Annotated in this window: 14 protein-coding genes and 1 riboswitch; of the genes, 8 read left to right on the plus strand and 6 right to left on the minus strand. The window is 39.4% G+C overall.

Annotation, left to right across the window (positions count from 1 at the left end):
- The gene (locus tag H4J46_RS02175; protein ID WP_182231927.1) at nt 1–366 is read right to left on the minus strand and encodes a hypothetical protein; all 366 of its coding nucleotides are present in this window, start codon (nt 364–366) and stop codon (nt 1–3) included.
- A gap of 88 nt (nt 367–454) precedes the next feature.
- On the opposite strand from H4J46_RS02175, the gene H4J46_RS02180 reads away from it, so the two are divergent.
- On the plus strand, nt 455–1,477 hold the full coding sequence (locus H4J46_RS02180) for a hypothetical protein (protein WP_182231928.1): 1,023 nt from the start codon (nt 455–457) through the stop codon (nt 1,475–1,477).
- Between the two features lie 218 nt (nt 1,478–1,695).
- Here H4J46_RS02180 and H4J46_RS02185 read toward each other — a convergent pair whose 3' ends face one another.
- On the minus strand, nt 1,696–3,060 hold the full coding sequence (locus H4J46_RS02185; protein WP_182231929.1) for a hypothetical protein: 1,365 nt from the start codon (nt 3,058–3,060) through the stop codon (nt 1,696–1,698).
- A gap of 64 nt (nt 3,061–3,124) precedes the next feature.
- A riboswitch (cyclic di-GMP riboswitch) is annotated at nt 3,125–3,210 on the minus strand.
- Between the two features lie 728 nt (nt 3,211–3,938).
- Between H4J46_RS02185 and H4J46_RS16895 the strand changes: the two genes are divergently transcribed.
- The 3 genes from H4J46_RS16895 to H4J46_RS02195 all read left to right on the plus strand — a co-directional run bounded on the left by H4J46_RS16895 (nt 3,939) and on the right by H4J46_RS02195 (nt 6,433).
- Nucleotides 3,939–4,379 carry a hypothetical protein gene (locus H4J46_RS16895; protein WP_220462906.1) on the plus strand — a complete coding sequence of 147 codons (441 nt, stop codon included), beginning with the start codon at nt 3,939–3,941 and terminating at the stop codon, nt 4,377–4,379.
- Between the two features lie 20 nt (nt 4,380–4,399).
- Nucleotides 4,400–5,761 carry a heavy metal translocating P-type ATPase gene (locus H4J46_RS02190; RefSeq protein WP_259365656.1) on the plus strand — a complete coding sequence of 454 codons (1,362 nt, stop codon included), beginning with the start codon at nt 4,400–4,402 and terminating at the stop codon, nt 5,759–5,761.
- A gap of 354 nt (nt 5,762–6,115) precedes the next feature.
- Complete coding sequence (locus H4J46_RS02195; RefSeq protein WP_182135439.1) at nt 6,116–6,433, plus strand: VF530 family DNA-binding protein; 318 nt, start codon at nt 6,116–6,118, stop codon at nt 6,431–6,433.
- Nucleotides 6,434–6,955: 522 nt separating this feature from the next.
- Here H4J46_RS02195 and H4J46_RS02200 read toward each other — a convergent pair.
- Together H4J46_RS02200 and H4J46_RS02205 are read right to left on the minus strand one after the other, a co-directional pair.
- A complete protein-coding gene (locus H4J46_RS02200; RefSeq protein ID WP_182231930.1) occupies nt 6,956–7,108 on the minus strand; it encodes a hypothetical protein in 153 nt (50 codons plus the stop codon).
- Between the two features lie 403 nt (nt 7,109–7,511).
- Entirely contained in the window at nt 7,512–8,192 is a 681-nt protein-coding gene (locus H4J46_RS02205) for a PEP-CTERM sorting domain-containing protein (protein WP_182231931.1), read from the minus strand.
- A 781-nt stretch (nt 8,193–8,973) separates the two neighbouring features.
- Here H4J46_RS02205 and H4J46_RS02210 point away from each other — a divergent pair.
- On the plus strand, nt 8,974–9,132 hold the full coding sequence (locus tag H4J46_RS02210) for a hypothetical protein (RefSeq protein WP_182231932.1): 159 nt from the start codon (nt 8,974–8,976) through the stop codon (nt 9,130–9,132).
- Nucleotides 9,133–9,544: 412 nt separating this feature from the next.
- Here H4J46_RS02210 and H4J46_RS02215 read toward each other — a convergent pair whose 3' ends face one another.
- Entirely contained in the window at nt 9,545–10,426 is an 882-nt protein-coding gene (locus tag H4J46_RS02215; RefSeq protein ID WP_182231933.1) for a LysR family transcriptional regulator, read from the minus strand.
- 130 nt (nt 10,427–10,556) lie between these two features.
- Between H4J46_RS02215 and H4J46_RS02220 the strand changes: the two genes are divergently transcribed.
- Complete coding sequence (locus H4J46_RS02220; RefSeq protein ID WP_182231934.1) at nt 10,557–11,738, plus strand: acyl-CoA dehydrogenase; 1,182 nt, start codon at nt 10,557–10,559, stop codon at nt 11,736–11,738.
- Between the two features lie 255 nt (nt 11,739–11,993).
- Here H4J46_RS02220 and malQ read toward each other — a convergent pair whose 3' ends face one another.
- Nucleotides 11,994–14,204 (minus strand): 4-alpha-glucanotransferase, encoded by a 2,211-nt coding sequence (malQ, locus tag H4J46_RS02225; RefSeq protein ID WP_182231935.1) that lies wholly within the window; start codon nt 14,202–14,204, stop codon nt 11,994–11,996.
- Between the two features lie 368 nt (nt 14,205–14,572).
- Here malQ and H4J46_RS02230 point away from each other — a divergent pair, with 368 nt between their 5' ends.
- Together H4J46_RS02230 and glgX are read left to right on the plus strand one after the other, a co-directional pair.
- A complete protein-coding gene (locus tag H4J46_RS02230; protein ID WP_182231936.1) occupies nt 14,573–14,869 on the plus strand; it encodes an isoamylase early set domain-containing protein in 297 nt (98 codons plus the stop codon).
- A 235-nt stretch (nt 14,870–15,104) separates the two neighbouring features.
- Entirely contained in the window at nt 15,105–17,183 is a 2,079-nt protein-coding gene (gene glgX, locus H4J46_RS02235) for a glycogen debranching protein GlgX (RefSeq protein WP_182231937.1), read from the plus strand.
- Nucleotides 17,184–17,191: the final 8 nt, after the last annotated feature.

Below are 17,191 nucleotides of genomic sequence, written 5' to 3' on the forward strand. Positions count from 1 at the left end.
TTATTTTGCTACCTGAGCGCCTAACGCTGCCCTCAAGTATATTGTCCACCTCGGGCAGACTGATACCTTGCCTTTAAAGGTAAAGGCTGAAGAGCGGGAGGTCACGTGAAGTGTTGGCACCTGTGCCAGCACGTTGAGTATTTTTTCAGAGATACCGTCTGAGAAATATTCTTGTTCGCTATCTGATGACATATTCACAAAGGGCAATACTGCAATGGAGGCATCCGGCACCGCCTTTGTTGTTAATTTGCAAATTATGGAACAATAGCTCTTACAAAAAATTGGATGTCTGGTGCTTACAGTTGCGTTATAATCAGTGCTAGATAATTCTATAATAACAAAGTTGAGCATATCTTTGTCCCACATGAGAAACTGCGAACGTTGCTGTGATTCATACTTTTGCAACTATTCAGGCAACCTGTGGGATCATTGTCCTGCTTGCCGTCGCAGCATATTGGACGTGCAAGACCGTCGGCATTATGATGCCGTGCAACAACAGCTACAGTACGCATATGGCTGGGGCTATAATATAGAATATGACGTTGCCCAATATAACTATATTCTAAACGAAGATGGCAGCCTTACATATAGTTGTAGGCCTAGCCATATTTATCATGCCCAAGTAAGGCAGTTGATAATTGATGGCTTTCTTGCCCGAATCGCCCAAGAATATATTGAGGGTGCTACGTCGCAGTATATGCTTGATACGGCTTACGGCGCTGGAGTTGATGAAGCCTGCCACTCATCTTTTTTTATTCGTCATGAAACAAAAGGATTTACCTTCACTTATAGAGCAGAACCGAAAGTGCATTTTGTCTTTAACGATGCTGGAGACGTTATTTCTATGATTTATCCGCCATTTCAAGATGTGGCTATGAAAGCAGCATATGGGAGAGGATGCGCGGACTATATCAAATTAAATTCAGAATTATGCCATGCCCTTGCTGAACAGCATCAAAAAAAGGCTCTTTTAGCTAAGACGGCTGAAAAGATACGTGAGCAATATTGGGTTCATGAAGATGCTATAAAGTATTTCACTCGATTAAAATATGTCATTTACGTACCTTGGACCGCCATTTACTTCATGGCGTTAGCAGGGGTGGTATCCACCTTATCATATGACGTTTCACAGGGCTGGTGGCCTGAAGTATGGCGAGCAATTCAAACGATATTTTTCTTCATAATTACTTATTTCGTAATGACTATACCTTTAAATGTCATTAACAGCTGGATTAAAGACGCAAACAATGACCTCACCTTAAAAAAACAAGAAGAGCTACTGGCTATTAATGCGGAAGGTAAATATGTGGATTTTGATCATCTTGACGAACTATTCCCAATACCACTGGACGAAGAGATTAATGCAAATAAAGAAAATAAAACACTCGTTTTGGTACGTGATATCGCTATCGTATTTGGCGGACTAGAAATTGCAGTTTATATTTACGATGAGTATGTTTCTCCGTTTGTTTTTTAGTCGCTGCTTAAATAGTATCTATAAAAATGGCAATTCAATCACTATTAATGGCTAAGTGTTAAAGGTGAGGTTAAGCGCATGATGGATAATTCGTTCTACTTACGCGGATAAAATGACTAAGAATAATCCACAGTCGATTTTTATGTACTTCTAGCTCATTGTGGGTGTAGAAGTAATGAGCGGTAAATTTACCGGCCATTACGTTAACATGAGGTGAATTATTCTTGTCCGGTATACCAATACTTAACAATATCCTCTGCCGGTTTACCGCGGATAGATTGAGAGGTGTTAGGGAAACCTTCAAAATTGGGAGTTAACGTGGGTGAAAGCCAATAGCCGGTATGAATATCGACGCTGTTAATCATAAAGGTATCTTGCTCCTCAATCGCTTGCATAATGCCTTCTATCCCCACTGATTGCACAGAAAAGTCAGTGACAAAACTTTCTTGAATACAACTGACTTCAGTCCCATCTTCTAAACTTCCTGGGGTACAGAAACCATCTTCTTTCCAGCCATTGAGAAAAAAGTCTTCACGGCTTTGCACTTGAATAATAAGTGTTACCGGTAATTCTATATTTGACGTACCGTGCCAGCATGGTTGGTTAATATCACCACAATATATTTGCATATGCTGATTGGTCAGTGATTCAAAGGTTTTCTGCTTTACTAGTTCCGTTGTTAGCTTGGCATCTTCTTCGGCGTTAAATTGATTTCCGCAGCACTGCAACGCATTGATTAAAATACTATCTACTCTGGAAAATATTCGTTGATCATTAATTACAGTCCCTATTTGCCCCCAAGTAATCTTACCGTCAAAATTGGCTCTGATATCATCGATAATTTCGGCAAACCGCTCAATATAATATTCTTTTAATTCGTCGGTGTGCAAGGTGAGCCACATCGCGTTCCAGTCAGCTGAAATCCCTTTTATAGCTATTTTTTGGGCATGTTTTGCCTGAATAATCATATTTTTTTGATGTGCATCCAATATAATTTTAAGCTTGTTCAACGTGAGTTTCTCACCTTGCTCAACAATAATATCGCCATCGACATTGTTTTGAGTAAACTGCCAAGAAAAATAAATATCGATGTTGAGCAAACGTGCTTGCTCGACAATATATTCTACATATTTTTTAGGCGTATGATAATTAGCTTCGGCTACTACCCATGGTTCTTGGCTATCGTTCCACTGACCATAATTGTAAACCCAAACCCTTTGTGCACCAGAAGCATTCATTGCTTGTAATGCTTCAAGATACATTAATTTTACATATTCATCTCTGGAACAATTATCGCGTTGAGACTGGGATAGGCCATCATAAATCCAACTAGGGGAGTAGTCTTTAAAACTAATACCTCTCACTATATGGCTAGAAAGTTTACCTCTGGGGGAGGGGGTTTCAAATTTACCCTTATATGATTCAGGGTAGTCAGCAGAATGAGGATTGACGCATGTAGCCGTTAAAGGCGGCGTTGTTACTAGTGGTGGATTTAACACGGTATCGCTACTATTACCTCCGCCACAGGCACTTAGGAGAAAAATAACAACGAATTGAATAAAATACTTGTTTGAGAAAAACATCCACAACCTCTAATAAATGATGTAATTAATAAATCACAGTAAAGGTTGTAAAAATATCCATATAAATTGCAACCCCACGACCCTATGCAATGCACTTAGGCTGGTAGTTTTGCGCCTATTGATTTTCATTAATAGTTGCCAGTTATTTCACGAGTCTACTGTAAGGTAAATTAAAATCAAGGTAATTTATACTCGTCATTAAAAGTACTGGCTCTAGCTATTATAGAAAGAAAAATTATGGAATAGATTGTTAGCCATGGTTCAATTTCACAAAAGAGGTTGAGCGGATGATTGATCATGTTGATATGTTAGTAGCCAGTAAAATGACAACGAAGCAATAAATGCGGTCAAAATAAACTGTCATTTAATCTGCGTCTGGTCCGGTTTATCAATTAGTTATCACGGTTTTATAAGCTAAATAAAGATCGAATCAATAATCCCATGCAAGGCTACTTGTGCCGTTAAGCATAAATGGGTTTTTATGAATATTTTTGTGAATAAAGATAGAAACAAAGTGGGCAGTAAGTTTTATTTATTAAAAAAGTATCAAAAACATTCCAAATAAAGTTGTAACCTGACTTCTTGGTGCGCAAAAGCAGAAGAAAAATTTTGAAATTCTTTGTATAGGTAGAAGTCAACTGTACACCCTTTAGTTGACTTAAGCAGGTCGAAAGTTAACTTGATAATGATTGGCATAGCAACCGTTCCAAAAATTGATTTTTAGACCAATATCATGATCAAAAAATTAGCTACAGTTGTAGAACGAGAATAATCTCTATGGCTGCTGCAAGCTCATTATAGTCTGCCGGCGGCGACTCGTATCTGAACATTCACCTTTACTACCCTCAGCCTCATCTTGGCATTGGGCGTTATTGATTTTGAGCCTGCTTGCAGTAGTGCTGCATTTTGCATTCCGCTGGAGCAATCTTCCGCTTGTTGGCGCGGTTAATGCTGCGGATATTCCATTACTAATAGTTGTTGCCATTGGCGGCATCCCCCTAGTGCTACAGATTTTACTTAAGATTCTGCATTGTGATATTGGCGCTGATTTACTTGCTGTTCTGGTGTTGGTGACTGCCACATGGCTGGATGAATACCTTGCTGCTGTGCTGATTATTATTATGCTTTCCGGTGGTCAGGCGTTGGAGGTCTTCGCCATGCGTAAGGCATCCTCAGTGTTACTTGCACTGGCAGAGCGCATACCCTCCACAGCACACCGAAGACGCGGCGAAAAGGTGGAAGGTATTGCGCTGGCCGATATTGCTATTGGCGACGAAATTGTGATTTTCCGCATGAAACTGCACCGGTGGATGGCGTAGTCATTGATGGAAACGGCTCGATGGATGAAGCATATCTCACAGGTGAACCCTATCAAGTATCTAAGGCACCCGGCACGTCTGTATTGTCTGGTGCCATTAATGGTGAAGCGGTGATCGTCATTCGTGCTGATAAACTGGCGCATGATTCCCGCTATGCCCAAATTATGATAGTTATGCAGGAAGCAGAGCAGAAACGTCCGAGCATGCGACGTATTGGTGATCAGATCGGCGCTGTATTTGCGCCACTTGCTTTATTATTTGCCTTTGCTGCATGGTATTTTACCGGCGATTCAACGCGTTTTTTGGCCGTGTTGGTGGTTGCCACGCCATGCCCGTTGTTGATTGCTATTCCTATCACGTTGATTAGCGCGATTTCTATGGCGGCACGGCAGGCAATCATCATCAAAGACCCAACTGTGCTGGAACTTCTACCAACCTGCCGTACGGCCATTTTTGATAAAACTGGCACACTAACCTTAAGCAAGCCAGAGTTGACGGAAATTATTTTAGTAGATGGTATTAAACGAGATAAAATTCTGCAACAGACGGCAAGTCTGGAGCGTTACTCCAAACATCCGCTCGCCAATGCGATTATTCAGGCGGCAGAAAAAGACAGTCTGGCATTGATGGAAGCTGTCAGCGTTTTTGAAAAACCAGGGCAAGGGCTTGTCGGCACCGTCGACAGCCATGAAATTTTTGTCACCCATCGTAAAAAACTCCTGAAAGACTCACCAGACATTGCCAATACACTCCCCCCAACAGCGGTAGGGCTGGAATGTATTATTATGATGGGCGGTCACTATGTAGCCACCTTCCGCTTCCGAGACACACCACGTGCGGATGGCAAATCATTCATTAGCCATCTTGGGCCTTCACACCAATTCAACAAAGTCATGCTAGTATCGGGTGATCGCGAATCAGAAGTAGCCTATCTAGCAGATTTACTGGGTATCGAAGAAACTCTGGCATCGCAGAACCCTGAGCAAAAAGTTGCCATTGTGCGGAGGGAAACGGCTAAAGCGCCCACATTATTCATGGGCGACGGTATCAATGATGCTCCCGCGCTAGCATCCGCGACTGTGGGTATTGCGTTTGGTCAACACAGTTCTGTGACCGCTGAAGCAGCGGGTGCAGTCATCATGGAAAACACCTTGGAGAAGGTCGATGAACTACTTCATATATCCTCAGCCATGCGTAGAATTGTGCTGCAAAGTGCGATTGGTGGCATGACATTAAGTGTCATTGCGATGGGTTTTGCCGCAGCGGGTTACATCACGCCTGTTACCGGTGCTCTATTGCAGGAAGTGATTGATATTATTGCCATCGCCAATGCATTACGCTTGAGCTTAGGCTTTAAAATAGCAACAGATTTGAACACATAACACAGGCCATTTATGTGGATTTGAGGTCGGATTAAGATGAAACTATTATCAAGTGTTTTAAGTAACTTGTGAGTGACCGCTAACACAGTGAGTTTGTTATAGAAGTCGTCGTTTCTGACCGTCTTTTGAACACTCTTAGCTGTCTGTGGTAAGTCATCTTAAAACGCTAACTTTTGCCACATTCGAAACATTAATAATTGAGTTGATATTTCAGTTTGGGTTAGATTTTTTGTGTCATCCAAACTTAAAAAAACCATAGATAGGCATTTGGTATAGCTTTACCTGAGTTAAACGCATAAGTCTGTCAATATTTAGGAAACTTGTTACAATGCTATTTTTTATTTTAGGTGGTCTATGAATAACAGTAATGAGCCTCTACATGGCATTAAACTTGAACAGATTCTAACCGAACTGGAGAAGGAAGTTGGTTGGGATAAGATGGGTGAATTACTTAATATTCGTTGTTTCACTAATAAACCACGTCTTAAATCAAGTTTGAAATTTCTTCGTACAACCCCTTGGGCTCGCAGTAGAGTTGAAATTTTATATCTAAAAACATTTTGTAGTAAGCATAAAGCTACGGGGAAAGTAATCAGAGGGATACTCTCTCAGAAAACAGCCGTATCAGAAACAACGTCCACCAAGCCCGCTCCCTTTGTTTGGCCAACATAGGACAATTAATAGACGTGATTTAAAGGATTCGACTATCACTGTTTACAACGCTAATAAGCCAAGCAGTAACGAGATAATCTACTCTCATTGCGTCAGCGTGACTAAAGAGGTCCTGTTCAGTATGTTGTTTTTGCGACAGTCCCGAAATTTCAGGGATTGTCTGCCATTGCCAATAAGCCTGTGGGGTCAAGCCTTTGATGTATGACCATCGATACTTCCCTTAGAGTTTAAACGTTTATGACTGAAAAAATCATCACATTAGGATAAAAGTATATATCCCACCTCGCATAAAAAACAAAGCATTAGAAAAATTATTGCTAAGTTATGGCTACATTATAGCTGCTACATTCCGCTCTATGCCCTGAGCTATTTAAAAAGCAATGCGCCACCATAAAGTAAATAAACTCACATAACCTGTTGTGAAGTGAACGAGTTCACCTTGGTCAATCACCAATACTAATGGAGTAACTTGCACACCTAACAAGTTGCTATGCGATTATTATCGTCGTTAATGACATTAAATTAATAACTTTCTATTTCCATGTGTTTTTTTAGTGTCTCATTATTACCAGATTGCATGGCAATACTGTAAACAGGGTAATGCTGTGAAATAGTATCTACAGCAAAACTCATGATGAGAAAAACGATAACAATAAAAGAGATTTTTTTAACCACGGCTTCATTTAATGTCTCTCCTGCAAGACTATTTTTTAATTATTTTTATTTTTCGCTGAGAATAATTTCCATTAAGGCTAACTATTCTAATGTCTTCAATGCGAACTGAAAAGTCGTTAACAATAAATAATTATTAAGGCCAAATGGCAATTACTTGGGGGACTTGGCTTAACTGTCACTTATGCCACTTCGCTGTCCTTAGGTTTTAGTACCTTAACGACAGCAGTAAGTCAGTAAGCGGTCTTTAGCATAGATAAGTTTTGACGAAATTTTGGGTCACTATGAGCCTAAGCGGACAAAGATGAATAACCATCTTATGCTAGAAGAACGGCCAAAATTACCATTCAGCGCCAAACAAAAACAGCCCCCGAAGGAACCGTTGTTGGTTATGCTGGGATAGTGACTACGCTTTACGTTTCTTTGCTATTGTGATTAAACTGAGAAGGCTTAAGCCAAACAGCCACACCGTGGCAGGAACAGGCACGGGCATTGGGGGAATGTCTATAAAAAGTCGGCCTAGCGCATTCAGGTTGTCGCTAGGAAGAAGTCCAATGGAAGACGCACTGCCGATACCATTGATATTCAAGGAACTGGTTGAGCGCAAAATATCCGCTGCGGACGCGCTCAGAGAATTGCCAGCTGTCAACGAGAATTCATTGTTGATCATTGAACCGTCAATAGAATCTATCTGCAGATTCAGTGCGTCGATATCATCGGTAGCGTTTAGACCAAAACTGGTATGGGAGCTGTGTAATATAGGTGCAGTTGAGGCCCCTATAGATGTCTGGAAAATATCTCCCGGTGAGAATCCAGCAAGAATTCCGCCCGTCTGTAAAGAAGAGGACCCAGCCGTTAGGGAGAAGAATAGTGTTTGATAAAACGTTGGATCAACTAGCTGCAAATCAGTTGGCTGTAAAAATGCAGCGTTGATGTCCTGATCTAAAAAGGGAACCCAAGTAAAATTATTTTGCAAGAAATGACTGTTTGCAAGTTCACTCTCAAAATATAAGGCTGATGCGGCATCGCCGAGTGAAAAGCGCGCGTTAACGTCGGAGCCCGGCTGACCTTGGGAAGCTTTATCCACACTGAAATGCCGGCAACAGTTCCCCATTACTCCGGCCGACATTGCGTCAATGTCATCACCTACCGTCAAACCCAGCTGTGAAGCGGTAAATGAGATATTGCCTGTCTGATCAAATAAATCAGCACTGCCGCTGAGAGAACACTCCCGCTTGTGCGCCAGAAACGCAGACCAAGCTCGCGATAAGTACTATACCCGCGTGCAATAGACGTAATTTCATATTCTCTTCCTTTTTAATCCATTATCGTTAGTTTTCGTTGTCAACCATTAAAATAGTTATGCTATAAATATACGTAATTAGATACAAAGAACATATCAAACTTAAAATACTAAACAATTTCAAAGTAATGATGATTTACACAAACACTAATGAAGTAACAATAACTTTTCACTATGGTGTTTATCAATTTGTAATATATAGTAAATAAAGTCAGATCAAACTGACTTAAATCAGTTTCAGTATAATTAGATGATTTAAGTTGGATGGGACCTACAAACCAATATATTCAACAGATAACGACCACCTAGCAAGTGACTTGTAATCAGTGGTATTCATATGTCGCCCGTTGTTATATAAAACACTCAACCCATTGGTTTCATGTATGAAAATGATGATATTAATATAAATGTAATTAACATCAAATGTGGTAAAAAAATATGAATCTCCTAACTAAATTAGTATTCCCCCGTTGTTAATGAAGGTCTAATATTAGAAATCAACATCAAGTGATGAAACTCAAGGCTTGCAGCGGACGTTATCTATAACGATGTTCTAACTTCTGCAATGCGTACAAAGTTAGCACTGTCTATGATGAATGACTATATGGTGGCTTTGTTGTCTATTAATATAGAGCTAGGTAAACACTTTCTGAATAGTAAAGAAATTCAAAAAATTATTGATGTTAATGTCCGCAATGTCGGATCAAAAGTCATAAGCGAATGATTGATGTTAACGACTGCTTTGGCTTAGTTGTCCCCCCTGTGTCAGTCTAGATGACTCAATGACAAGACTTCCATTAAAAAACATATATTTCAATTTATGGGTAACGTGGGCTATCAGGAGACTGTTAACTCAATGTGGTTGTTCAGCTGTGTCCACTCTAGATCAAAGTTAATTTAAATTTTTTGGAAGATATTTTCGTACCTAAACATAATAATTACAGTTTTCGACTTTATTCAACGGTTCCCAACTTTATCTAGTACCCACAACAGTAGCAAAGATATGAGCTAGTTCACGTTGCAGCAAAGCAGTATGAATCTTTCATTAGTTTCATGGTGTTAATGAGTAAAGTACATTAGCTTCAGTACTTACAACTGCTTTTAAGATGAACTAAGTGATATAAAAATAGTTAAACTTAATCCAAAGGCTCAACCATTGAGCTTAAATAAGTCATAAAAGCCCTACTGGCTTGAGAAACAGAATGATTTTTTTTCCACGCTAAACTTAATTTAAATTCAATTTTTGGCTCAAAAGGTATGGAGGTCATCTGCGGCTCGTTTTGTAAAATACGCGCTAGACAAGTGGTAATACCAACGCCATTGCGAACCAATGACTTTTGCAGCTCAATAAGATTAGTTTCCATACGAACATCTAATGCTAAGTGATGTTTTTTTGCATACTGACTAACCACTTCACGTAAAAAATAGCCTTCATGAAATAATACCAGTGGCTGTTGGCAAAACTGTGCCAGTGATAGGGTTTTCTCAGCAGCTAGTGGGTGCGACTTTGCCATGCCGGCAACAACTTCCTCATTAATCAGCTCAGTGTAACGCAGTTGTGAATTTTCTAAATCACCACGTACCAGCGCTAAATCAAGTTCGCCGTTCAGCAACATTTTTTCCAGCGCTGCGGTACCTTGGTCAACTAAGTGTATTTTTATTTTTGGATGTTTTTGTTTAAATGCGGTCAATATTTTTGGGAAGTAGTAAGAGCCCATCATGGCTGAAACGCCAAAACGAATGGTGCCCCGTTCGATATTTTTTAACTCTTCTAATTCTAATTCAACTTGTTTTACTTGGCTTAATAGTTGGGTAGACAATTTGTATAGCACTTCACCTTCAGCAGTTAATAAAGCGTTTTTTTCCGCACGGTTAATTAACTTTAGCCCAACTTCTTGTTCTAGCTTTTGAATGGCGATAGTTAATGCGGGTTGAGCAATACCTATTTTATGTGCTGCCCGCGTAAAGTTGCCCAGTACGGCTAATTGACAAAAATATTCGAGACGTTTCAAATTCATATCAGTAAGTGCTATAAGTAAAAATTATGAAAAATATAATAACTATATATTATATTTATTTATGTTTTAAGGATAGAGTAGAATCATAAATCAAACTATTACTGCAAAACAGTAGATACAGGGTAATCCTATGAGTCAAAAATTAACTGCTTTTAACTGGCAAGATCCGATGTTTCTTGATGGTCAACTCACTGAAGAAGAGCGTATGATCCGCGACTCTGCCCATGACTATTGCCAAGAAAAACTTCAACCACGTGTGCTTGAAGCTAATAGAAATGAACACTTTGATCGCGAAATAATGCGTGAGTTAGGTCAGTTAGGTTTATTGGGTGCTACTTTACCCGCTCAATATGGTGGCAGTGAAATCAATTATGTCAGCTATGGTTTAATTGCTCGTGAAGTAGAGCGCGTTGATAGTGGTTACCGCAGCGCGATGAGTGTGCAATCGTCATTGGTTATGCACCCGATCTATGCTTATGGCAGTGAAGAACAACGTATGAAGTATTTACCTAAACTTGCTTCAGGTGAATGGGTTGGCTGTTTTGGTTTGACTGAGCCTAATTCAGGTAGCGATCCAGCTTCTATGACCACTCACGCTAAGAAAGTCGAGGGTGGCTATTGTGTAACGGGTAATAAAATGTGGATCACGAATTCACCCATCGCGGATGTTTTTGTGGTTTGGGCAAAACTTGAGGGTAAAATTCGTGGCTTTGTCCTTGAAAAAGGTATGGATGGTTTGTCTGCGCCAAAAATTGAAGGTAAATTCTCTTTACGTGCTTCAATAACCGGCGAAATTGTAATGGATAACGTGTTCGTGCCTGCTGAAAATATGTTCCCTGAAATTACAGGGTTAGCTGGGCCTTTTGGTTGTTTAAATAAAGCGCGTTATGGTATTGCTTGGGGCTCATTAGGCGCGGCAGAGTTTTGCTTTAATTCAGCGAGAAACTACACCGCAGATCGCGAACAATTTGGTCGTCCTCTATCGGCTAATCAGCTCATTCAAAAGAAACTGGCTGATATGCAAACTGAGATATCGCTTGGTCTACAGGGCTGCTTACAAATGGGTCGTTTAATGGATGCGGATCAATGTCCGGTTGAATTAATCTCATTAATGAAACGTAATAACTGTGGTAAATCACTTGATATTGCTCGTGTTGCTCGTGATATGCACGGTGGCAATGGTATTAGTGATGAATATGGCGTAATTCGTCATATGATGAACCTTGAAGCGGTTAATACTTACGAAGGTACACATGATGTTCATGCACTAATTTTAGGTCGTGCCATTACAGGCCTTCAGGCTTTTTGTTAACGATTAGCGCATAAATAACCAAATATAAGGCATTTATTTTAATTACTAGTGGTTCTAATTATTAAATAAATAACGCAGTAGTAAGTTATTTTAACCAGTAAAAATGATCAGATAATGAGTGAACTTGGTATAAGCATATTAGCTAGATAACAACGGCTACAGAATAAGTTAAGGGCATGTCAATGAGAGTTGACATGCCCTTATTAATTTTATGACAATTAAGACTCTGTTGATTAATGTGCTATAAAAATTTATTTATTTTGGCCGCGCGCTATTCATAGCTTGAACTATTTTTATCACTGAACTGGTTTGAGAAAAATCCTCTAGCGCTATTGGTAATTTTTGTAACCAATTAGGGTGCTGATCAATGGTACCTGGAATATTCACTTGTTCAGATATTTCTAAGGCATCCTCCAATGGAATGAGTTGAATATGACTTGGCGAAGCGGCTAAATATTTTTGCACAGCAATGCTCAGCTCGGTATTCATCAGAGCGGGTTCAAGTGGTGGCGCTTTGCTCATATCGATTACTTGCAGATCGTTTAAAGCTGCAAGCAGGTTTTCACGTTCACTGGCGCGTGCATCTCTATCAGCATGTTCGGCTTCAACATTAGGATAAAGTTTAAGTTGTTGACGCCATTGTAAATCTCGCCCTTGCCACCAACCCGTTAATGTTGCTGTGTCATGGGTAGCAACCGTTATCACTGATTGAGGGGGGAAGTTTTCAGGGCGTTTGAATAAACCAGACTCCCAGCGTTCAAAAAACAATACTTTGAAAGATAAAAGACCTGCATTTTGAATAGTTTCGCTAAATCCTTCAGGCACATTACCTAGGTCTTCGCCAATCACAACACAATGATTACGACGAGACTCTAAGGCGATCACCCGTAAAATATCATCCCAAGGAAAATTAATATAAACACCTTCATTTGCTGCCATGCCTGGCGCTACCCAATATTGACGCATTAAGCCTAAAATATGATCAATACGTAAAGCACCGGCATATTGCATACTGCTACGAAGTGCTTTTACTAATGGCTGATAGCCCTGTTTTTGTAATGCGACAGGGTTAATCGGCGTTAATCCCCAGTTTTGTCCTAGCGAGTTCATACCATCGGGTGGTGCGCCAATTGAAGCACCAGCAACATAAAGTTCTTTATCAGACCAAACATCAAAGCCTGAGCCATCACAGCCTACCGCTAAGTCAAGATATAAGCCAATCGCCATATTTTTGTCGACTGTATATTGAGTGACGGCACTCAATTGTTGATGAGCTATCCATTGTAAGAAACAAAAGTACTCAATACGTGTAGCATGAGCAAGTTGAAATCTATGCACCTCTTCACTATCTGGATCTTGAAAGTTGGTTGGCCAATCTTGCCAACCATAAGCATTTTTATCCGCTATATTAAAATACTCATATAAAGTATCAAAGGTGGCAAAACGCTGTAATTTTTGACCGTTTATTTGTTTAAAATGATCAAACTCGACTGACATTTTTTTATAACAATCGGTTTTATCAGTACTGGTATCGTAGTGATAAAAATCTTCAAACAACAACTCGGTGATGTCAAACTTAAGTTTTGCAACCGCAGAGTAATCAATCAAATTACTGGCTTTAGCATCAGTAATGTTTTTCTGAAAGGTTTTAGTTTTTACTTTTAGTTGTGCAAGTTCGCAGTATTCAAAGTTGGCGACCTTGGTGACATCTATATAAAGTGGATTTAAAAAGCAACGACTTGATGGTGAATAAGGGCTGCGATGAGCAGGATTTTGTTGATAAAGCGGATGCAATGGATTTAATCCAATAGCAGAGGCTTGTTGCTGCGCTGAGGTTTCAACAAGTTTAGCTAAATCAGTAAAGTCACCTATCCCCCAATTATTTTTACTACGCAGTGAGTACAACTGGGCAGTGTAGCCCCAGATTTTATTCACTGAAGCTGCTTGAGCGCTGTAACAGTTTTTAGGTGCATAGAGCAGCGGACAACTGGCTTGAACATCACCAAAACTTATCGTCAGTTGGTAATAACCTTGCTCAACCTTAGGTAAAACTAGTAAATATTGGTAATATTGTGTTTCAGCTATTTTTTCCCCAGCAATAATTTTCATGTCGTCAACGTTAATCGAGCCTATGACTTCACTGGCTATTTCACTGGCTATTTCACTGCCTACCTCAGGTGTTACCTTCCAATTGAGTAATAACTTACCCATTTTAGGCAGACTTACTCTAATCACATGTTGTTGTTCTTCAAGTTTGGCAATATGAACAACAGGTAATATATTAAGCCACTGACTTTGCTTTAAAAAAGCGATTGATTCAGTTAATGACTTGTCATCCAATTCGAACCCCATTGCTTTTAACAACGCGCGTTTCGCCTGGTCTTTAGCATGCACTTGATCGCCGAATGTCCCTGTGTAACTTGAGTGAAAACCCACTATATCGGCTAACTGTTCGATGAGACTCATGTAAACTCTCTTTTTATTATGAAATAAAATTACATACTGTTGTAATTTTAACAATTTATAGTTTAGAATTACAGCAGTAAAAGCTTTTTACAGTACTTTTTTAGCTGTTAAATTATTAAATGTAATTTTTTTACATAACTTTGCAACAAAAATGAAGTTGTATTGTAAGCAAAATAGTAAAGTTACTTTAATAATGCCGGTTAGTTTTTATAATTGACTCGATTTATATTTTTCTATCATGGCGATATATAAATGACTATTGCAATCAACAACACACATTATTGGCAATTAGTTGTAAAATTTAGCACTTAAATAAAGTGAAATCACTGATGTTAGATCAATTAGTGCATTATTTATGGAGAATAACAATGCTAACTAAGAAATTTTTTAAAACCAAAGATGTAACTGAAGTTACTTTTGAATTTAATAGAAGTAACGTAACAACAGCCGCACTTGTTGGTGATTTTAATGACTGGCAAGCCATTGAAATGAAGTTTAATAAAAAAACACAGAGTTTTAAAACCAAGCTGAGATTACCTAAGGGGGGCATTTTTCATTTTCGTTACCTCTTAAATGCGACTGAGTGGGAAAACGATTATCAAGCTGACCAATACTTACCCAATGAATTTGGCAGTGAAAATAGTGTAGTAGTCACTACTCCTTAAAATGTAACTGAAATTATGGTTATGATGGATAAGTATTGAGTAAAGCCTTTGTCTTTTACTTTATAAATGACGAACACTATCTTAATAGAATAGAATAAAATCAAGAGCTAATGTCAAGTTCAAGTTTAGCTTTTGATGATTTAATTTATAAGAAACTTTAATTTATTACTTTAATCAAGATGGCATTCTGTAATAAATTAAACAATAATTATCTGTCTTATGTTACTGGAGCAACATGGAACATTATAGAATGGAGCCCGGCAGTGTCTATCCAATAGGCGCCACTGTTACCGAAACTGGGGTTAATTTTGCTATTTTTTCAGCTCATGCTGAAAAAATTGAACTGTGTATTTTTGACCAATATGGCAGCAAAGAATTAAAACGCTTTGTTTTACCCCAGCGTGAGCATGATATTTGGCATGGTTTTCTTAAAGGCGCTAAAGCCGGGTTAGTTTATGGTTATCGCGTTTATGGGCCTTATAATCCAGAGTTGGGTCATCGCTTTAATCATCATAAGTTATTGTTAGATCCCTATGCCAAAGCATTAACGGGTAAATTTTCATGGTCAGATCGTCACTTTGCTTACAATGTTAATGATCCTAAAAAAGATTTATCGTTTGATGCTAGAGATAATGCCGATGTCATGCTCAAAGCTGTGGTTACCGACGTCTCTGCAACGCTTGTGCAAAGAAAGCCCATCGCGTGGAAAAACACCGTTATTTACGAAGGCCATGTTAAAGGACTAACGGCACTTAACCCTCAAGTACCTGACCACTTACGCGGTTCTTTTTTAGGTATTAGTCATCCGGCGATGATCGCTCATTATCGTGCTATTGGTATCACAACGATAGAATTACTACCGGTACAGCAATTCATTTCAGAGCAATTTTTAACGGACAAAAAACTGTCCAATTATTGGGGCTATAACTCACTGGCGTTTTTTGTGCCCCATCAAGATTATTTAAACCAACATCAAATACTTGACTTTCAACGCATGGTTGATGAACTGCATCAGGCCGGTTTTGAAGTGCTGATTGATGTGGTTTACAACCATACGTGTGAGGGAAATAGATTAGGGCCAACGCTAAGCTTTAGAGGTATAGATAACCTTTCTTACTATCGCTTAAATTCTGCTGAACCCCGATATTATATTAATGACACTGGCTGTGGGAATACCCTGAACATCAGTCATCCCCGTGTATTGCAAATGGTGATGGACAGTTTACGTTATTGGGTTCAGGTGATGGGTGTTGACGGCTTTAGGTTTGATTTAGCCACTATTTTAGGGCGAGAGCTACATGGTTTTGATAAAAGTAATGGCTTTTTAGACGCTGTTTTACAAGATCCCATTCTCAATAGTGTAAAAATGATTGCCGAGCCATGGGATATTGGTCCCGGAGGCTACCAATTAGGCGGGTTCCCATCGCCGTGGTCTGAATGGAACGACCGTTATCGAGATACCATGAGACGTTATTGGCGAGGCGATAAAGGCTTATTGCCTGAGTTTGCCCGCAGAATTCATGGCTCAAGTGATATTTTTGAACACAGTGGTCGTCAACCCTTTGCTAGCATCAATTTTCTTTGTAGTCATGATGGTAATACTTTACGTGATTTAGTCAGTTATCAAGACCGCCATAATGAAGCCAACGGTGAAAACAATCGCGATGGTCATTCTGATAATTTTGCCCATAATCACGGCATAGAGGGTGAAACTAGCGATGAGGCTATTTTGTCGCTTAGATTACGGCAAATAAAAAACATGATGGCAACACTTATGTTGTCTCAAGGCGTACCTATGCTGCTGGCAGGAGATGAAATAGGACGTAGTCAACAGGGCAATAATAATGCTTATTGCCAAGACAATGAAATAAATTGGTTAAATTGGGATGAAAACGCGCTCTATGCGCAAGAACTTAAGTCATTTACCGCTAGCTTGGCTGCACTCAGAAAACGCTTTTCTATGTTAAGCCATAATCGGTTTATTCATAAAGATGATAAAAAATCTTCCGTGGATATCACCTGGTTCCATCCGTCAGGCTTTGCCATGCAAAAAGATCATTGGCATTCTCATCATGCGGCAACACTAGGTTATTTGATACAAGAGAAAGCGCCAGATACTCCGGTTATTTTATGCCTGTTTCACGCGGGAGCAGAGCCGATAGAATTTCAATTGCCAGAGATTGAGACCATAAAGCACTGGCAAGTCATGATTGATTCAACGTCGAGCAGTGAGCAAGCAGAAGTACGAAATATACCGGCAGAACGACTGATTACTATGGCACCATTTTCAACCATTGTTTTATTAAATAATTGATTATAATA

Source organism: Colwellia sp. MB02u-6 (assembly GCF_014077095.1).
Taxonomy (GTDB): Bacteria; Pseudomonadota; Gammaproteobacteria; order Enterobacterales; family Alteromonadaceae; genus Cognaticolwellia.